This window comes from Pseudomonas sp. Con_6 (assembly GCF_059379395.1).
Genome location: NZ_CM182011.1, coordinates 4,958,660 through 4,974,416, shown reverse-complemented (window position 1 = coordinate 4,974,416; position 15,757 = coordinate 4,958,660). Strand labels below are relative to the sequence as shown.

The following is a 15,757-nucleotide window of genomic DNA, read 5'->3' as shown; positions in this document are numbered from 1 at the left end:
GCATGCTCTCTTAACGGATTTGCGGGCCGATGAACCGGCTCTTGGCTTCGACTTCGGTGCCACTGTTATCGGCATCGCGGAGAATGAAGGTGACTTCGTTGGTGGTCGACGGCAACTGCTCAGGGGACACCGACAACTGCACTGGCAGGCTGACGATATCGCCGGCGGACACGCGGATTTCCTTGGCGCCGTCCAGGCGCAGGTTCGGCAGGCCTTTCGCTTCCAGCACGTAGACGTGGTCGTGCTGGTCCTTGTTCATGACCTTGAGGCTGTACACGTTCTCGATCCAGCCCTGGGCGTTCTCGCGGTACAGCACGCGGTCCTTGCTGACATCGAAACCGACCAGCGAGCGCATGAAGAAGGCACTGGCCAGCAGCCCGATCATCACCAGCAGGACGACGAAGTAGCCGATCAGCCGCGGGCGCAGCATATGGGTCTTCTGCCCGGAGAGGTTGTGCTCGGTGGTGTAGCTGATCAGGCCGCGCGGGTAGTTCATCTTGTCCATGATGCTGTCGCAGGCGTCGATGCAGGCGGCGCAGCCGATGCACTCGATCTGCAGGCCGTCGCGGATGTCGATGCCGGTGGGGCAGACCTGCACGCACATGGTGCAGTCGATGCAGTCGCCAAGGCCCTTGGCCTTGTAGTCCATATCCTTTTTACGCGGACCACGGGTTTCGCCGCGGCGCGGGTCGTAGGAGACGATCAGGGTGTCCTTGTCGAACATCACGCTCTGGAAGCGCGCGTAGGGGCACATGTACACACACACCTGTTCGCGCAGCCAGCCGGCATTGCCGTAGGTGGCGAGGGTGAAGAAGCCGACCCAGAAGTACGACCAGCCGTCAGCCTGGCCGGTGAAGAAGTCGATCATCAGCTCGCGGATCGGCGCGAAGTAGCCGACGAAGGTCAGGCCGGTGACGAAGCCGATCAGCAGCCACAGGCTGTGCTTGGCCGCCTTGCGCGCGAACTTGTTGGCGCTCATCGGCGCCTTGTCCAGTTTCATGCGCTGGTTGCGGTCGCCCTCGGTGACCTTTTCGCACCACATGAAGATCCAGGTCCACACGCTTTGCGGGCAGGTGTAGCCGCACCAGACGCGGCCGGCGAAGACGGTGATGAAGAACAGGCCGAAGGCGGCGACGATGAGGATGCCGGACAGGAGGATGAAGTCCTGCGGCCAGATGGTTGCGCCGAAGATATAGAACTTGCGTTCCGGCAGGTTCCACCAGACCGCCTGGTGACCGCCCCAGTTGAGCCAGACAGTGCCGAAATAGAGAAGGAAGAGGAAGGCGCCACCGGCCATGCGCAGGTTGCGGAACAGCCCGGTGAAGGCCCGGGTGTAGATCTTTTCCCGGGCGGCATAGAGGTCGACGCCCGTGTCTTTCTTGTTCTTGGCAGGCGGGGTGATGTCTTGTACAGGAATCTGCTTGCTCATCGTTTACAGTCCCACGGCAGTGGAAAAACGCCGCGGCCAGTGCATGCCGACCGCAGTCAGAAGTGTTGCTGAACTGTCCGCATCATACGCCTGTGCAGGGGCTCTCGGACGCGGGTGCGACACTGGGTCGCGTTGGTTGAAAGCCGGCAATGGTGTATTGGCGCTGTCAATTGATCCAGGTCATGAGGCTGTTCTTTAAGGCATATTGCCGGCCGGTCTTACGCGGACCCTGTGGGAGCGGGTTCACCCGCGATGACGTCGGTGAAGCCACTATTGCAATCGCGGGTAAACCCGCTCCCAGAGGGTCCGCGTACAGTCTTGCATCCCGATCCAAGAAAAAAGGCCCCACCAGCCTGCACTGACGGGGCCTTTTCTACCGCCGGGCCTTACTGCGCCTCGGCCGGTTTCTCGTCCTTGTGCGACAGGCTGTAGACATAGGCCGCCAGCAGGTGGACCTTGTCGTTGCCTTGGATTTCCTGCTGCGCAGGCATCTGGCCCTGGCGGCCGTAACGGATGGTCTGCTGCAACTGGGCGAAGCTGGAACCGTAGATGAACGCCTGCGGGTGGGTCAGGTTCGGCGCGCCCATGGCTGGGGTGCCTTTGCCTTCCGGACCGTGGCAGGCCACGCAGTTGGCGGCGAAGATCTTCTGCCCGGCTACCGGATCGGCCTTGGCCCCTTCCGGCAGGGTGCGGCCATCCAGATTGGTGAGGACGAACGCGGCGACATCTGCCACGCCCTGCTCGCCGATCACTTCGGCCCACGCCGGCATCACGCCATGGCGACCGCCCATGATGGTGGTCTTGATGGTTTCCGGCTCGCCGCCCCAGCGCCAGTCGTTGTCGGTGAGGTTGGGGAAGCCGTAGGAACCCTTGGCGTCGGAACCGTGGCAGACCGAGCAGTTGGAGGCGAACAGGCGGCCACCCATCTTCAGCGCTTGCGGGTCCTTGGCCACTTCTTCGATCGGCATGGCGGCGAATTTGGCGAAGATCGGGCCGAACTTGGCATCAGCCCGGGCCATTTCCTTTTCCCACTCGTGGACGCCGGTCCAGCCAGCCTGGCCGTTGGCGAAGTCGACCTTCTTCTCGGTGTCCAGGTACTGGTAGCCCGGCAGGATGCCTTTCCAGTTGCCCAGGCCCGGATACAGCGCCAGGTAACCCAGGGCGAAGATGATGGTGCCGACGAACAGCATGAACCACCACTTCGGTAGCGGGTTGTCGTATTCCTCGATGCCGTCGAAGGAATGGCCGACGGTTTCCTCGGTGGTTTCGCTGCGCTGGCCCTTGCGGGTGGACAGCAGCAGCCAGGTCAGGGCGAAGATGGTGCCCAGACTCAGAACGGTGACGTACAGACTCCAGAAGGTAGTCATTCGTTGTTACTCCTAGACGCTTTCGCTTGCGCTTGCTCGACGTGCTTGCTGGCCTCGGGATCATCCGCGAAGGGCAGCATGGTCGCTTCGTCGAACTCGGACTTGCGTCGAGAACTGAACACCCACAACGCCAGGCCGACGAAGGCCACCATCACCACGACAGTGCCCAGGCCTCGAATCATCCCGATATCCATCGCAGTCACCGTTTGCTTTTGATGATGGTGCCGAGGCCCTGGAGGTACGCGACCAGGGCGTCCATTTCCGTCTTGCCCTTGACCGCGTCGCGGGCACCGGCGATGTCGGCGTCGGTGTACGGCGTGCCGAGGGTGCGCAAGACTTCCAGCTTCTTCGCGGTGTCCTTGCCATCGAGCTTGTTTTCCACCAGCCATGGGTAGGCCGGCATCTTCGACTCGGGCACGACGTTGCGCGGGTTGTACAGGTGTGCACGGTGCCAGTCGTCGGAGTAACGACCGCCGACCCGCGCCAGGTCCGGACCGGTACGCTTGGAACCCCAGAGGAATGGGTGGTCCCAGACGCTTTCACCGGCGACCGAGTAGTGCCCGTAGCGCTCGGTCTCGGCGCGGAACGGACGGATCATCTGCGAGTGGCAACCCACGCAGCCCTCGCGGATATAGACGTCGCGGCCTTCCACTTCCAGCGCGGTGCGCGGCTTCATGCCTTCGACCGGCTTGTTGGTGACGTCCTGGAAGAACAGCGGGACGATCTGGGTCAGGCCGCCAATGCTCACGGCGATGACCATGAAGAAGGCCAGCAGGCCGATATTCTTCTCGACTACTTCATGTTTCATCAGTGCGCTCCCACGACGACGATCTGTTCGGCGGCCTTGGCTTCGACCGGGTTCGCCGCGCGTACCGTGCGCAGAACGTTCCAGGCCATCAGCAGCATGCCCGAGGCAAAGAACGCACCGCCCAGGGCGCGGACGATGTAGCCGGGGTGGCTGGCTTGCAGGGCTTCGACGAAGGAGTAGGTGAGGGTGCCGTCATCGTTGATCGCACGCCACATCAGGCCCTGGGTGATGCCGTTGACCCACATCGAGGCGATGTAGAGCACGGTGCCGATAGTGGCGAGCCAGAAGTGCGCGTTGATCAGGCCGACGCTGTGCATCTGCGCGCGACCGTAGAGTTTCGGAATCATGTGGTACACGGCGCCGATGGAGATCATCGCCACCCAGCCGAGGGCGCCGGCGTGCACGTGGCCGATGGTCCAGTCGGTGTAGTGGGACAGCGAGTTGACGGTCTTGATCGCCATCATCGGACCTTCGAAGGTCGACATGCCGTAGAACGCCAGCGATACCACGAGGAAGCGCAGGATCGGGTCGGTACGCAACTTATGCCAGGCGCCGGACAGGGTCATCATGCCGTTGATCATGCCACCCCAGCTCGGGGCCAGGAGGATGATCGACATCACCATGCCCAGGGACTGGGCCCAGTCCGGCAGGGCGGTGTAGTGCAGGTGGTGGGGGCCGGCCCAGATGTACAGGGTGATCAGCGCCCAGAAGTGGACGATGGACAGGCGATACGAGTAGATCGGACGCTCGGCCTGCTTGGGTACGAAGTAGTACATCATCCCCAGGAAGCCGGTGGTCAGGAAGAAGCCCACGGCGTTGTGGCCGTACCACCACTGGATCATCGCGTCGGTGGCGCCGGCATAGGCCGAGTAGGACTTGAAGAAGCTCACTGGCAGCGACATGTGGTTGACGATGTGCAGCATCGCGGTGACCAGGATGAAGGCACCGTAGAACCAGTTGCCGACATAGATGTGTTTGGTCTTGCGCTTGACGATGGTGCCGAAGAATACAACCGCGTAGGTCACCCAGACGATGGCCAGCAAAATGGCGATCGGCCATTCCAGCTCGGCGTATTCCTTGGTGGTGGTGTAACCCAGCGGCAGGGTGATCAGCGCGCCGACGATGACCGCTTGCCAACCCCAGAAGGTGAAGGCCGCGAGGCTGTCGGAGATCAGTCGGGTCTGGCAGGTTCGCTGCACGACATAGTAGGAAGTGGCGAACAGCGCACAACCACCGAAGGCGAAGATCACCAGGTTGGTGTGCAGGGGGCGCAGGCGTCCAAAGCTCGTCCACGGCAGGTCAAGGTTCAGGTGCGGCCAGACCAGTTGCGAGGCGATGAAGACACCGAGGCCCATGCCAAGGATCCCCCAGACCACCGTCATGATGGCGAACTGGCGGACGACCTTATAGTTATAAGCAGTCGGACTGATTGCTGTGCTCATTCTAAGGTTCCACGGTTTTTAGGTGTTTTTGTAGGTAGGCAAATCGGCGCAAGTATCTACAGGCAGTGTGGGTATTGCAACGCAAGGGGACCCGCTCCACAGCACGCCAGAGCCTTTGTACCGGCTCGTCCGATTCATCTGCCGCGAAAATTGTACACAATAATCAATTCTTTATGTGCACCATTTTTATTGTTGGTTGCATGCTCGCGATGGTATGAAAACCCGGCGGAATCGCGCTTTTCGCCCTACGAAAAATAAGGGAAAGCAGGCAGCCGTCGGCCTTTGCGCTGGAAGACGAGGTGGGCAGAACCAGACAGGGGTGCATGCGCTACATCGCCAACAAACACATGTGGCAACAAGCTTAGTCCCGTTCGGAAGGGGTGCAAGGCAGGGCGGGGAAGGGGTGCGACACTCTGTCGCAGGAGGGGGAGTGAACCGCTGCATCCGGGTCGGATGCAGCGGTTTCAGTCAATGCTCAGATGGACTGATGTATCACTGTGCAGAAGTCTTGTCGCCTTGCTGCGAAAGGCTATAGACGTAGGCGGCGAGCAGATGGACCTTGTCGTTGCCTTGGATGTCCTGCTGGGCAGGCATCTGGCCCTGGCGACCGTAGCGGATGGTCTGCTGCAGTTGAGCGAAGCTCGAACCGTAGATGAACGCCTGTGGGTGAGTCAGGTTCGGCGCGCCCATGGCTGGAGTGCCTTTGCCTTCCGGACCGTGGCAGGCCACGCAGTTGGTGGCGAAGAGCTTCTCGCCGTTGGCCGGGTCGGCCTTGGTGCCTTCCGGCAGGCTGCGACCATCCAGGTTGGTCAGGACGAAGGCGGCCACGTCGGCCACGCCCTGCTCACCGATGACTTCGGCCCACGCCGGCATCACGCCGTGACGACCGAGCATGATGGTGGTCTTGATGGTTTCCGCCTCGCCACCCCAGCGCCAGTCCTTGTCGGTCAGGTTGGGGAAGCCGTAGGAACCCTTGGCGTCGGAACCGTGACACACCGCGCAGTTGGAGGCGAACAGGCGTCCGCCCATCTTCAGCGCCTGCGGATCCTTGGCCACTTCCTCCACCGGCATGGCGGCGAACTTGGCGAAGATCGGGCCGTACTTGGCGTCGGCGCGCTCCATTTCCTTTTGCCATTCGTTGGCACCGGTCCAGCCATTCTCATAGCCAGGCAGGATGCCTTTCCAGTTGCCCAGGCCTGGGTAGAGCACCAGGTAGCCGGCGGCGAACACCAGGGTGCCGACGAACAGCCAGAACCACCAGCGTGGCAGCGGGTTGTCATATTCTTCGATGCCATCGAACGCGTGACCCATGGTCTGGTCGGTGCTGCCGGGTGTCTCGCCCTTGCGGGTGGACAGCAGCAGCCACGTCAGGCCGATCAGGCTGCCGATGGTCAGTACGCTGATGTACGTACTCCAGAAGGTGGTCATTGCCCCTTACTCCTCAAGTCTTTGTCTTTCTCAGCGCCAGGCAGGCGCTCGTCGGCGAAGGGCAGCAGGGCTGCCTCGGCGAATTCACGGTCACGGCGACGGTTGAAGACCCAGAGCGACAGGCCGATGAAGGCAATCGCCACCACCAGCGTGCCGAGGCCGCGCAACTGGCCGATATCCAGGCTGAAGTCCATGGCGCTTACCTCTTGTTCTTGATCGCGGTGCCGAGCACCTGCAGGTAGGCGACGAGCGCGTCCATTTCGGTCTTGCCCTTGATCGAGGCGACGGCACCGTTGATGTCGTCGTCGGTGTAAGGCACGCCGAGGGTGCGCATGGCTTTGATCTTGGCTTCGGTGTGGCTGGTATCGACCTGTTGCGCCACCAGCCATGGGTACGACGGCATCTTCGACTCGGGCACAACGTTGCGCGGGTTGTACAGGTGCGCACGGTGCCAGTCGTCGGAGTAGCGGCCGCCAACGCGGGCCAGGTCAGGACCGGTACGCTTGGAGCCCCACAGGAACGGGTGATCCCAGACGCTTTCGCCAGCCACGGAGTAGTGGCCGTAGCGCTCGGTCTCGGCGCGGAACGGACGGATCATCTGCGAGTGGCAGCCGACGCAGCCTTCGCGGATGTAGATGTCGCGGCCTTCCAGTTGCAGCGCGGTGTAGGGCTTCATGCCTTCCACCGGCTTGTTGGTGACGTCCTGGAAGAACAGCGGGACGATCTGGGTCAGGCCGCCGATGCTCACGGCGAAGACCATCAGCAGCACCAGCAGGAAGACGTTTTTCTCGATAGCTTCGTGTTTCATGTCCTACTCCTCAGGCCAGCTGCGCGGTTGCGTCTGCGGTTGCCGGCGCCGGGGCACGCACGGTGCGCCAGGTGTTCCAGGCCATCAGCAGCATGCCGGTCAGGAAGATCGCACCGCCGACGAAGCGCACGATGAAGCCTGGGTGGCTGGCCACCAGGGTTTCCACGAACGAGTAGGTCAGGGTGCCGTCGGCGTTGACCGCACGCCACATCAGGCCCTGGGCGATGCCGTTGACCCACATCGAGGCGATGTAGAGCACGGTGCCGATGGTGGCGAGCCAGAAGTGCGCGTTGATCAGGCCGATGCTGTGCATCTGGGTACGGCCGAAGACTTTCGGAATCATGTGGTACAGGGCGCCGATGGAGATCATCGCGACCCAGCCCAGGGCACCGGCGTGTACGTGGCCGATGGTCCAGTCGGTGTAGTGGGACAGGGCGTTGACGGTCTTGATGGCCATCATCGGGCCTTCGAAGGTCGACATGCCGTAGAACGCCAGGGAGACCACGAGGAAGCGCAGGATCGGGTCGCTGCGCAGCTTATGCCAGGCGCCCGAGAGGGTCATCATGCCGTTGATCATGCCGCCCCAGCTCGGGGCCAGCAGCACCAGGGACATGATCATGCCCAGGGACTGGGCCCAGTCAGGCAGGGCGGTGTAGTGCAGGTGGTGGGGACCGGCCCAGATGTACAGGGTGATCAGCGCCCAGAAGTGGACGATGGACAGGCGGTACGAGTAGACCGGACGTTCAGCCTGCTTGGGCACGAAGTAGTACATCATCCCCAGGAAGCCGGCGGTGAGGAAGAAGCCCACGGCGTTGTGGCCGTACCACCACTGCACCATGGCGTCGGTAGCGCCGCTGTACAGCGAGTAGGACTTGGTCAGGCTGACCGGCAGTTCCATGTTGTTGACGAGGTGCAGGATCGCCACGGTGAGGATGAATGCACCGAAGAACCAGTTGCCCACGTAGATGTGCTTGGTGGTGCGCTTCATCAGCGTACCGAAGAACACCACGGCATAGGCCACCCAGACGATGGTGATCAGGATGTCGATCGGCCATTCCAGCTCGGCGTATTCCTTGGAGCTGGTATAACCCAGCGGCAGGGTGATGGCGGCCAGCAGGATCACCAGTTGCCAGCCCCAGAACACGAACGCCGCGAGGGCGGGCGCGAACAGTTGGGTCTGGCAGGTACGCTGCACCGAGTAGAAAGAACTGGCAAACAGCGCACAGCCACCGAAGGCGAAGATCACCGCGTTGGTGTGCAGGGGGCGCAAGCGCCCGAAGCTGGTCCAGGGAAGGTCGAAGTTGAGGGCTGGCCAGACGAGTTGCGCGGCGATGAAAACGCCGAGCCCCATCCCGACGATTCCCCACACCACCGTCATAATGGCGAATTGGCGGACCACCTTGTAGTTGTAGGCGGTACTGCTGGTTGTGTTCATGTATGGGTTCCCATCCACGGTTATAGGCAGGCTAAAAAGCGAGGCAAGCATGATTAATGGGGCGCTTCCCGGTATTGACGGGGATCAACTGGCTGACAGGGCGAACGTGCGGGGGTGGCTGTGGAATGCCCCGCAGAATCAGGCAGATGGCGGCTTCAAAGGCGTCCTGATCCTGGCCCATGGTGCTGGTGCGCCGATGGACAGCGGGTTCATGGAGGACATGGCGCAAAGGCTTGCCGGGCAAGGCCTGGGGGTGTTGCGCTTCGAGTTTCCGTACATGGCCGAGCGCCGTATCACTGGTGGCAAAAGGCCGCCAAATCCGCAGGCGCTGCTGCTGGAGTGCTGGCGCGAGGTGTGGCGTGAGGTGCGACCATTAGTCGCTGGGCCGCTGGCAATCGGCGGCAAGTCCATGGGCGGGCGGATGGCCAGTTTGCTGGCCGATGAGCTGGGGGCGGATGCGCTGGTATGCCTGGGATATCCGTTCTATGCCGCGGGCAAGCCGGAGAAGCCGCGGGTGGCGCATCTGGCGGAGTTGAAGACACCGACCTTGATCGTCCAGGGCGAGCGGGATGCGTTGGGGAGCCGGGAGACGGTGGAGGGGTATGACCTGTCGCCGGCGATCAAGCTGTGCTGGCTGGTGGCGGGGGACCATGACCTCAAGCCGTTGAAGGCTTCAGGGTTCAAGCATGAGGATCATCTGCAGACGGCGGCGGAGCAGACTGCACAATTCCTGGGTTGAGCCGAGGGCCCTGTGGGAGCGGGTTCACCCGCGATTGCAATGGTGGATTCACTACCCTCATCGCGGGTGAACCCGCTCCCACAGGGTCGGCGTGTACCGTCTTAGTCGCGGTACTCGCACAGGTAAGCGGTATCCACCGCCACCTTCAGCTGGAACTTGGCATTGGCCGGTACATTGAACTGGCTGCCTGCGGAGAAGGTTTCCCAGTTGTCGCTGTCCGGCAGCTTGACGGTCAGGGCGCCCGCGACCACGTGCATGATCTCGCGCTGGGCAGTGCCGAACTCGTATTCGCCCGGTGCCATCACGCCGACGGTGGCCGGGCCTTCAGCGGTGCCGAAAGCGATCGATTTGACCGTGCCATCGAAGTACTCGTTGACTTTGAACATGGGCGACTCCTGAAAAGAAAGGGACCAAAAAGGCTGGCCAGTATGCCCAAGCCTTCTGGTCCCGTCATCCGCTTTCAGGTGCCCTGGAGCGGTAGTGTCAGCGGTAGCAACCGCGCGGTGTTGCGGGCGTCCTCAAGGGCTCGGTGCTGCTGCCCGTTGAACTGCAATCCGGCCAGTTGCAATGCTCCATTGAGCCCCAATGGCCGCTGCAGGTGGCGGGCCTTGGCGAAGCGCTGCTTGAGGTTGAGGTGGGGCAGTTGCGTCAGCAGGCTGTCTAGGCCGTTGGCTTGCCAATCCTGCAGCAGTTGCTTGCGGTCGTAGTCGCCCCAACTGGTCCAGCCTTCCAGGCGCGGCTGGTAGTGCCCCAGCCAGCGCTCGAACTGCGCCCAGACCTCGTTGAACGGCTGCGCGCCATCGACATTGGCCTGGGTGATGTGGGTCAGCTGGCGGCAGAACGGCGTGAGCTGCGGGCGCCGCCGCGGTTTGACGAAACGCTGGAAATGATCCACCTCCCGGCCTTCGCGATTGACCAGGCTGGCGCCGATTTCGATGATTTCCATATCCGTGATCGGCCAACCACCGTCGTCGGTGGTGGCTTCCAGGTCGATCACCAACCAATGGCCCATAAACTGTATCCCTGACAAGACGTGGCTCAAGCGTAGCCAAACACCGGCATTGGCGATATCCCATGGCATTTTGCCTCAATGCTCGAAAATGGCGCATGCGGCGGGTTGTACTACCTGGGGAAAACGCCTAGCTTAATTGGATCCGGGTCCGAATCCTTGAGAGTGTCACCTTGATTCCAGCGCCCCTACTGCGGGTAATTTCTTCGCTAATGCTTTGCGCACTGACCTGGTGGGCCGGCGTGGCCTCTGCGGCCGATGCCGTCGAAGTCCGCATCGGCGCCGCGCACTTTCCGCCCTACACCGTCCGTCCCGAGCAGGGCGCCGACACCGGCCTGCTGCCGCAACTGACTGAAGCGCTGAACAAGGCGCAAGGTCGTTTCCATTTTGTCCTCGTCCCTACCTCGATCCCGCGGCGTTTTCGCGATTTCGAGCAGGGCCGGGTGGACATGGCGATCTTCGAGAATCCCGACTGGGGCTGGCAGAACATCGAGCATGTCAGCGTCGACATGGGCCTGGAGGACGCCGAGATTTTCGTCGCCCATCGCACCGCCGGGCGCGACCAGCATTACTTCGATGACCTGAAGGGCAAGCGCCTGGCCCTGTTCAGTGGCTACCACTATGCGTTCGCCGGCTTCAATCCCGATCCGCGCTACCTGGCCAGCACCTTCAACGCCACGCTGACCTATTCCCACGACAGCAACTTGCTGATGGTGCAGCGCGACCGCGCCGATATCGCCCTGGTTACCCGTTCGTACCTGAGCGATTACCTGGTGCGCAATCCAGAGAGCGACGGGCAGTTGCTGGCCTCGGAACGTATCGATCAGGTCTACCATCACTACGCGCTATTGCGCCCGCAGGGCAAGATCAGCGGCGACGAATTCGCCGCGCTGCTCGACCAACTGCGGGCCAATGGCGAGTTGTTGAGGATCTTCCAGCCCTACCGGATCCAGGTCATAGCCCCGCACAACCACTGAGCGGGCCGCAGGGGCGGCGAGTCAGTGGAGCAGGCCGGCGCCGCGGGCGCTCGACACCTTGCGGCAATGCACCAGGGCATCGCGGATCATGAAGTTGACCAGGGTCGGGGAGACGCCCAGTTCCTTGGCAATGTCTTTTTGCGGCACGCCGTGCAGGCGGTACATCTCGAAGGCATACCGGGTGCGCGGGGGCAGTTCGGTCAGTGCCTCGGCGATGTGTTCGAGGGTGGCGAAGTTGATATGCGCGGCTTCGGGCGAGGCACCCTGGATCACCACGTTCAAGCCTTCCTCTTCGCTACCTGAATACTTCAGCTCCATTGCCTGCTTGCGGTAATGGTCGATGGCCAGGTTGCGCACGATCTGGAACAGATAGCTCAGTTGCGCCTTGAACGACGAAGTGATCTGCGGCGCGGAATTGAGGCGAAAGAAAGCGTCCTGCACCACGTCCTCGGCTCGGGAGCGGCAGCCGGTGATACGGGCCGCGATCTTGACGAGGATGCCACGGTTGTCGACGAACGCTTGGAGTAACGGTGAATCGCACTTACTTGTGGATAGTTGTTCCGCCATGGAAATCACCTTTTCTCGAAGTGGATAGCGAACTGCCTTACGGGGCCGTTCGCGACGACGTGCGACAAACTAGTATTAATGATAATTATTGTCAAATGCGAAAGTTGATGAGAGGTGCTGCGATTTTGATCTAAGCCATGAACTGTGACGTGGCTCCCAGGCAGGGTTTTCTACCTAGACCCAAAGCACGACACGGACCCTGTGGGAGCAGGTCCGGCCTTCTTGCTTATCGCACAGGCAAATGACGAAACCGTGCCAACGGCGGGCAAAAAAAGGCCGCCTGGGCGGCGGCCGAAGGAAACCCGGTGCGTGGCTGAATCCGCGCCGGGCGGGAGGAAGGCTCAGCGCTTGCCGAGGATCTGTCCGAGCAGCTCGGGACGCGGCGCGCCCTGCTGGGTCTGCAGGCGTTGCTGGTCATCGAGATAGAAGATCGCCGGGGTGGCGGACAGGCCCAGTTCGTCCATCAGCGCCTGGTTGGCGGCAAGCTTGGCCTGCACCTGCGCCGGAATGCTTTCCAGCGGCTTGAGCTTGCTCGCCTTGCCGGCCTTCTCATGCTCCAGCAGGGCCTGTTGCGGATCCTTGGCCGCGAGCAGGGCAGCGGACTTGCCCGGGCTGTCGGCGCGGATGATGCCGACCATGATGTGCCGCAACTGCACCTTGCCCGACTCGACCCACGGCCGCGCCTGCTCCCAGAACATGTTGCAATAGGGGCAATTGGGGTCGCTGAACAGGTACACGACGCGCGGCGCATCGGCCTTGCCGTCGGCGATCCATGCGGCTTTTTCCATCTTCGCCCAGACTTCCTTGGCCATCGGCGCGTAAACCAGTTTTTCCAGCGGTTGCTCGCTGAGGTCCTGGCCCTTTTCGTCGAACAGGCTGCCGACCAGCACATGCTTGCCGTCCGGGGTCAGGTACAGGGCCACGCCACGGTTCTGGAACTGCGCGGCATAACCTTTCAGGCCGTTGGGTGCATCGAAGCTGCCGATGACCTTCGCGCCCTTGGCTTCGATCTGCCGGACCGCCGCCGGCAGTTCATCGGCCTGGAGCAGCGGACTGGCGAGCAGGCCCAGGACCAGGCCCAGAGAAACAGGGATCCTCATGGTGCATTCCTTGTTGGAGTGGTGAGCGGCTGCTGGCCTTCATCGAAGGTCTGCAGCGCGTGGTGCAGGCTGGCACGGGACAGTTCACCGAGGTGGCTGCCCACCAGGCGGCCGTCGGCGTCGTAGAACAGGGTGGTGGGCAGCGCCATCGAGCCGACCTGAGCCGCCAGTTGTCCGCCAGCGTCGAACAGCACGTGGGACAGGTTCAGGCCGGTGGTGGCGAGGAAGTTGGTGACGATCTGCGGCGTCTCGCCCTGATTGACGAAAAGGAAGGTGATCCCAGGGTACTCGTGTTGAGCCTGCTGCAGCACTGGCATTTCCCGCCGGCACGGCGGGCACCAAGTGGCCCACAGGTTGATCACCAGCGGCTTGCCGCGATGGTTGTCGAGCGCTACGGCCTGGCCACGTGCATCCTTGAGGGTTATTTGCGGCAGTTGCGTGCCTTCTTCATAGAGGTGGCTGGCCCAGCTTGTCAGGAGCCAGAACAGCGCACCGCTGGCCAGGCCCCAGCCCAGCGGACGGCGCCGCGCCGGCTTGCGCCAGGCGATCCACAGCGCGCCGAGCAACACGGTGAGCAGGCCGACCCAGGGCAGGAAACCGCCGTCGCGGATATCGACGATCTGCAGCAGGTCGTCGCGGTACATCGGCCAGTAGGCGATGACGAAGCCGATGCGTGCGCAGATCAGCCCGAGGATGAACAGGTTGAACAGCGAAGACTCGGGATTGTCGCCGCCACGTTTTGCCACCCGCCAGCCGACCAGGGTCGCCAGGCCCAGGGCCAGGAGCAGCAGCAGGTGGTCGAGGGCCAGGGCGACCGGGCCGATATTCACCGTCAGCATCAGCCTTCGCTCCGGGTGGCATTCCAGTGTTTGAGGAAGGTTTGCGCATCCACCTCGCCGACCAGGCGACGGGCGCGGCGTTCTTCGCCATCAGGACCGATCCACAGCATGCTCGGCGGTCCCGGAACCTGGTAGCGCTTGAGCAGTTCGCGGGCGGGCGCGGCATCGGCGGTGACATCGAGACGCACCAGGCGCACGCCACCGAGGGCGGCGAGCACATCGGCGCGTTCGAACACCTGCTTTTCCATGACCTTGCAGGACACGCACCAGTCCGCATAGTAGTCGAGGAACACCCACTGGCCCTGGGCGCGGGCGGCGTCCAGCTCGGCCTGCAGGGCTTGCGGGGTGCTCACGGTGGTGAAGGCATCATGGGCAGCGGCGACCGACGCCACCGTTCCACCTCCGGTATACGGCGCCAACGGTTTCCACGGATCGCTGCCACCGCCGGCGGCGCCGATGATCGCCAGCATGCCCCACAACCCGCCGATCAGCAGCGCCGGTTGCGCGGAACGCCAGCGACCAATGGACGGCCGGGCGCTCCAGGCAAGCGCCAGCAGCCAGGCGCCGGCGAGGGCCAGCCACAGACTCGGCGGTAGCACCGCCCGCAGGGTGTAAAGGGCCATGGCGAGGAAGACGAAGCCGAAGAAGCCCTTGACCAGGTTCATCCAGGTGCCCGGACGGGGCAGGTAGCGGTTGCCCAGGGTCACCAGCAGCAACAACGGCAGGCCCATGCCCAGGCCGAGGCTGAACAGCACCAGGCCACCGTGCACGGCATTTCCGCTCTGGGCGATATACAGCAGCGCGCCGGCCAGCGGCGCAGTCATGCACGGGCCCATCAGCAGACCCGAAAGGGCACCGAGCAGAGCCGCGCCGGCCAGGTTGCCGCCACGGGTCTTGCTCCCGGCGCGCTCCAGGCGGTCGCGCAGGAACATCGGCAGTTGCAGTTCGAAGACGCCGAACATCGGCAGGGCCAGCACTACGAACAGCGCTGCAAGGCTGCCCAGCAGCCACGGCTGTTGCAGCCAGGCCTGGAGGTTGGCGCCAAGCAGCGCGGCGACCACCCCGAGGGCGGCATACACCAGCGCCATGCTCAGCACGTAGACCCCGGCCAGGGCCCAGCCACGCCGGCTGCTGGCGTTGTTACCCATGACCAGCCCGGCGAGGATCGGCAGCATCGGCAGCGAGCAAGGGGTGAAGGCCAGCAGCAGACCCAGGCCGAAGAACACCAGCAGGCCCCAGCCGAGATGGCGTTGCTGCAGGGTGCCGGCCAGGGCCTGGTCGTCGGCCTGGTTCGCGGTATTGGCGACGGTGCCGCCCAGGTCGACCTGCGAGGTCTGCGGCGGATAGCACAGGCCGGCATCGGCGCAGCCCTGCCAGCCCATGCGCAGGCTGCCCTGGGCGGAGGCGGGGAGCAGCAGTTCAAGCTGGCCGCGGTACACCGGCTGGTCGCCGAAGAATTCATCGTGATGGTCCTGGGCCGGCGGCAATGGCGGGATCTGCTCCGCTGTCAAACCATCGAACTTCAGGCGTTTCTGGTACAGGTAGTAGCCGTCGCTGATCGCCCAGTGCAGGCGGGTCTGGCCGTCGGGGAGGCGTTCGCTGGTGAAGACGAAGGCCTTCTCCACCGGCAGGAAGTCGCTCTGGGCGAATGGATTGGCGAAGGGCTGCGCCTGGCTCAGGGAGCTGAACAGGCAGAGGAACGCCAGGATCAATGCACGCATGTCGAAGCCTTGCAATTTCATGAGCGACCAAGGCTGACCCGCCTGGATTAACCCAGGGTTAAGCCGTCGACCGGCAGGCGACGCGGCT

At 63.0% G+C, this 15,757-nt stretch carries 17 protein-coding genes; 2 read left to right on the top strand and 15 right to left on the bottom strand.

The features are described from left to right. Positions 1–10 precede the first annotated feature (10 nt). The 9 genes from ccoG to ccoN (AC5QPF_RS22060) all read right to left on the bottom strand — a co-directional run bounded on the left by ccoG (position 11) and on the right by ccoN (AC5QPF_RS22060) (position 8,717). A complete protein-coding gene (gene ccoG / locus AC5QPF_RS22100) occupies positions 11–1,429 on the bottom strand; it encodes a cytochrome c oxidase accessory protein CcoG (RefSeq protein WP_494959886.1) in 1,419 nt (472 codons plus the stop codon). Between the two features lie 386 nt (positions 1,430–1,815). Then, complete coding sequence (gene ccoP, locus AC5QPF_RS22095; protein ID WP_494959885.1) at positions 1,816–2,796, bottom strand: cytochrome-c oxidase, cbb3-type subunit III; 981 nt, start codon at positions 2,794–2,796, stop codon at positions 1,816–1,818. Next, complete coding sequence (locus AC5QPF_RS22090) at positions 2,793–2,990, bottom strand: CcoQ/FixQ family Cbb3-type cytochrome c oxidase assembly chaperone (protein ID WP_028945389.1); 198 nt, start codon at positions 2,988–2,990, stop codon at positions 2,793–2,795. The genes ccoP (AC5QPF_RS22095) and AC5QPF_RS22090 overlap by 4 nt, the downstream gene beginning before the upstream one ends. Before the next feature lie 5 nt (positions 2,991–2,995). Beyond that, positions 2,996–3,604, bottom strand: a complete 609-nt coding sequence (ccoO, locus tag AC5QPF_RS22085) for a cytochrome-c oxidase, cbb3-type subunit II (protein ID WP_458978249.1) — start codon at positions 3,602–3,604, stop codon at positions 2,996–2,998. Beyond that, positions 3,604–5,046, bottom strand: coding sequence for a cytochrome-c oxidase, cbb3-type subunit I (gene ccoN, locus AC5QPF_RS22080; protein WP_458978248.1), 1,443 nt, complete (start codon positions 5,044–5,046; stop codon positions 3,604–3,606). The genes ccoO (AC5QPF_RS22085) and ccoN (AC5QPF_RS22080) overlap by 1 nt, the downstream gene beginning before the upstream one ends. 492 nt (positions 5,047–5,538) lie before the next feature. After that, complete coding sequence (ccoP, locus tag AC5QPF_RS22075) at positions 5,539–6,474, bottom strand: cytochrome-c oxidase, cbb3-type subunit III (protein ID WP_494959884.1); 936 nt, start codon at positions 6,472–6,474, stop codon at positions 5,539–5,541. After that, on the bottom strand, positions 6,471–6,668 hold the full coding sequence (locus AC5QPF_RS22070) for a cbb3-type cytochrome oxidase subunit 3 (protein WP_330074199.1): 198 nt from the start codon (positions 6,666–6,668) through the stop codon (positions 6,471–6,473). The genes ccoP (AC5QPF_RS22075) and AC5QPF_RS22070 overlap by 4 nt, the downstream gene beginning before the upstream one ends. A 5-nt stretch (positions 6,669–6,673) precedes the next feature. Continuing rightward, entirely contained in the window at positions 6,674–7,282 is a 609-nt protein-coding gene (ccoO, locus tag AC5QPF_RS22065; RefSeq protein ID WP_494959883.1) for a cytochrome-c oxidase, cbb3-type subunit II, read from the bottom strand. A 10-nt stretch (positions 7,283–7,292) separates the two neighbouring features. Further along, the gene (gene ccoN / locus AC5QPF_RS22060; protein ID WP_494959882.1) at positions 7,293–8,717 is read right to left on the bottom strand and encodes a cytochrome-c oxidase, cbb3-type subunit I; all 1,425 of its coding nucleotides are present in this window, start codon (positions 8,715–8,717) and stop codon (positions 7,293–7,295) included. A gap of 49 nt (positions 8,718–8,766) precedes the next feature. On the opposite strand from ccoN (AC5QPF_RS22060), the gene AC5QPF_RS22055 reads away from it, so the two are divergent. Next, complete coding sequence (locus AC5QPF_RS22055; protein ID WP_494959881.1) at positions 8,767–9,456, top strand: alpha/beta family hydrolase; 690 nt, start codon at positions 8,767–8,769, stop codon at positions 9,454–9,456. Between the two features lie 101 nt (positions 9,457–9,557). On the opposite strand, the gene ppnP is transcribed toward AC5QPF_RS22055, so the two are convergent. Continuing rightward, entirely contained in the window at positions 9,558–9,842 is a 285-nt protein-coding gene (gene ppnP, locus AC5QPF_RS22050) for a pyrimidine/purine nucleoside phosphorylase (protein ID WP_330074203.1), read from the bottom strand. 74 nt (positions 9,843–9,916) lie between these two features. After that, entirely contained in the window at positions 9,917–10,468 is a 552-nt protein-coding gene (locus AC5QPF_RS22045; protein ID WP_494959880.1) for an exonuclease domain-containing protein, read from the bottom strand. Between the two features lie 170 nt (positions 10,469–10,638). On the opposite strand from AC5QPF_RS22045, the gene AC5QPF_RS22040 reads away from it, so the two are divergent. Continuing rightward, entirely contained in the window at positions 10,639–11,442 is an 804-nt protein-coding gene (locus AC5QPF_RS22040; protein ID WP_494959879.1) for a substrate-binding periplasmic protein, read from the top strand. Between the two features lie 21 nt (positions 11,443–11,463). Here AC5QPF_RS22040 and AC5QPF_RS22035 read toward each other — a convergent pair whose 3' ends face one another. The 4 genes from AC5QPF_RS22035 to dsbD all read right to left on the bottom strand — a co-directional run bounded on the left by AC5QPF_RS22035 (position 11,464) and on the right by dsbD (position 15,669). Further along, positions 11,464–12,009: an RNA polymerase factor sigma-70 gene (locus AC5QPF_RS22035; RefSeq protein ID WP_494959878.1), complete on the bottom strand. Its 546-nt coding sequence runs from the start codon at positions 12,007–12,009 to the stop codon at positions 11,464–11,466. A 341-nt stretch (positions 12,010–12,350) separates the two neighbouring features. Next, on the bottom strand, positions 12,351–13,109 hold the full coding sequence (gene dsbG, locus AC5QPF_RS22030; RefSeq protein ID WP_494959877.1) for a thiol:disulfide interchange protein DsbG: 759 nt from the start codon (positions 13,107–13,109) through the stop codon (positions 12,351–12,353). Beyond that, on the bottom strand, positions 13,106–13,948 hold the full coding sequence (locus AC5QPF_RS22025) for a prolipoprotein diacylglyceryl transferase family protein (protein WP_494959876.1): 843 nt from the start codon (positions 13,946–13,948) through the stop codon (positions 13,106–13,108). The genes dsbG and AC5QPF_RS22025 overlap by 4 nt, the downstream gene beginning before the upstream one ends. Beyond that, positions 13,948–15,669 carry a protein-disulfide reductase DsbD gene (gene dsbD / locus AC5QPF_RS22020; RefSeq protein ID WP_494959875.1) on the bottom strand — a complete coding sequence of 574 codons (1,722 nt, stop codon included), beginning with the start codon at positions 15,667–15,669 and terminating at the stop codon, positions 13,948–13,950. The genes AC5QPF_RS22025 and dsbD overlap by 1 nt, the downstream gene beginning before the upstream one ends. Positions 15,670–15,757 lie beyond the last annotated feature (88 nt).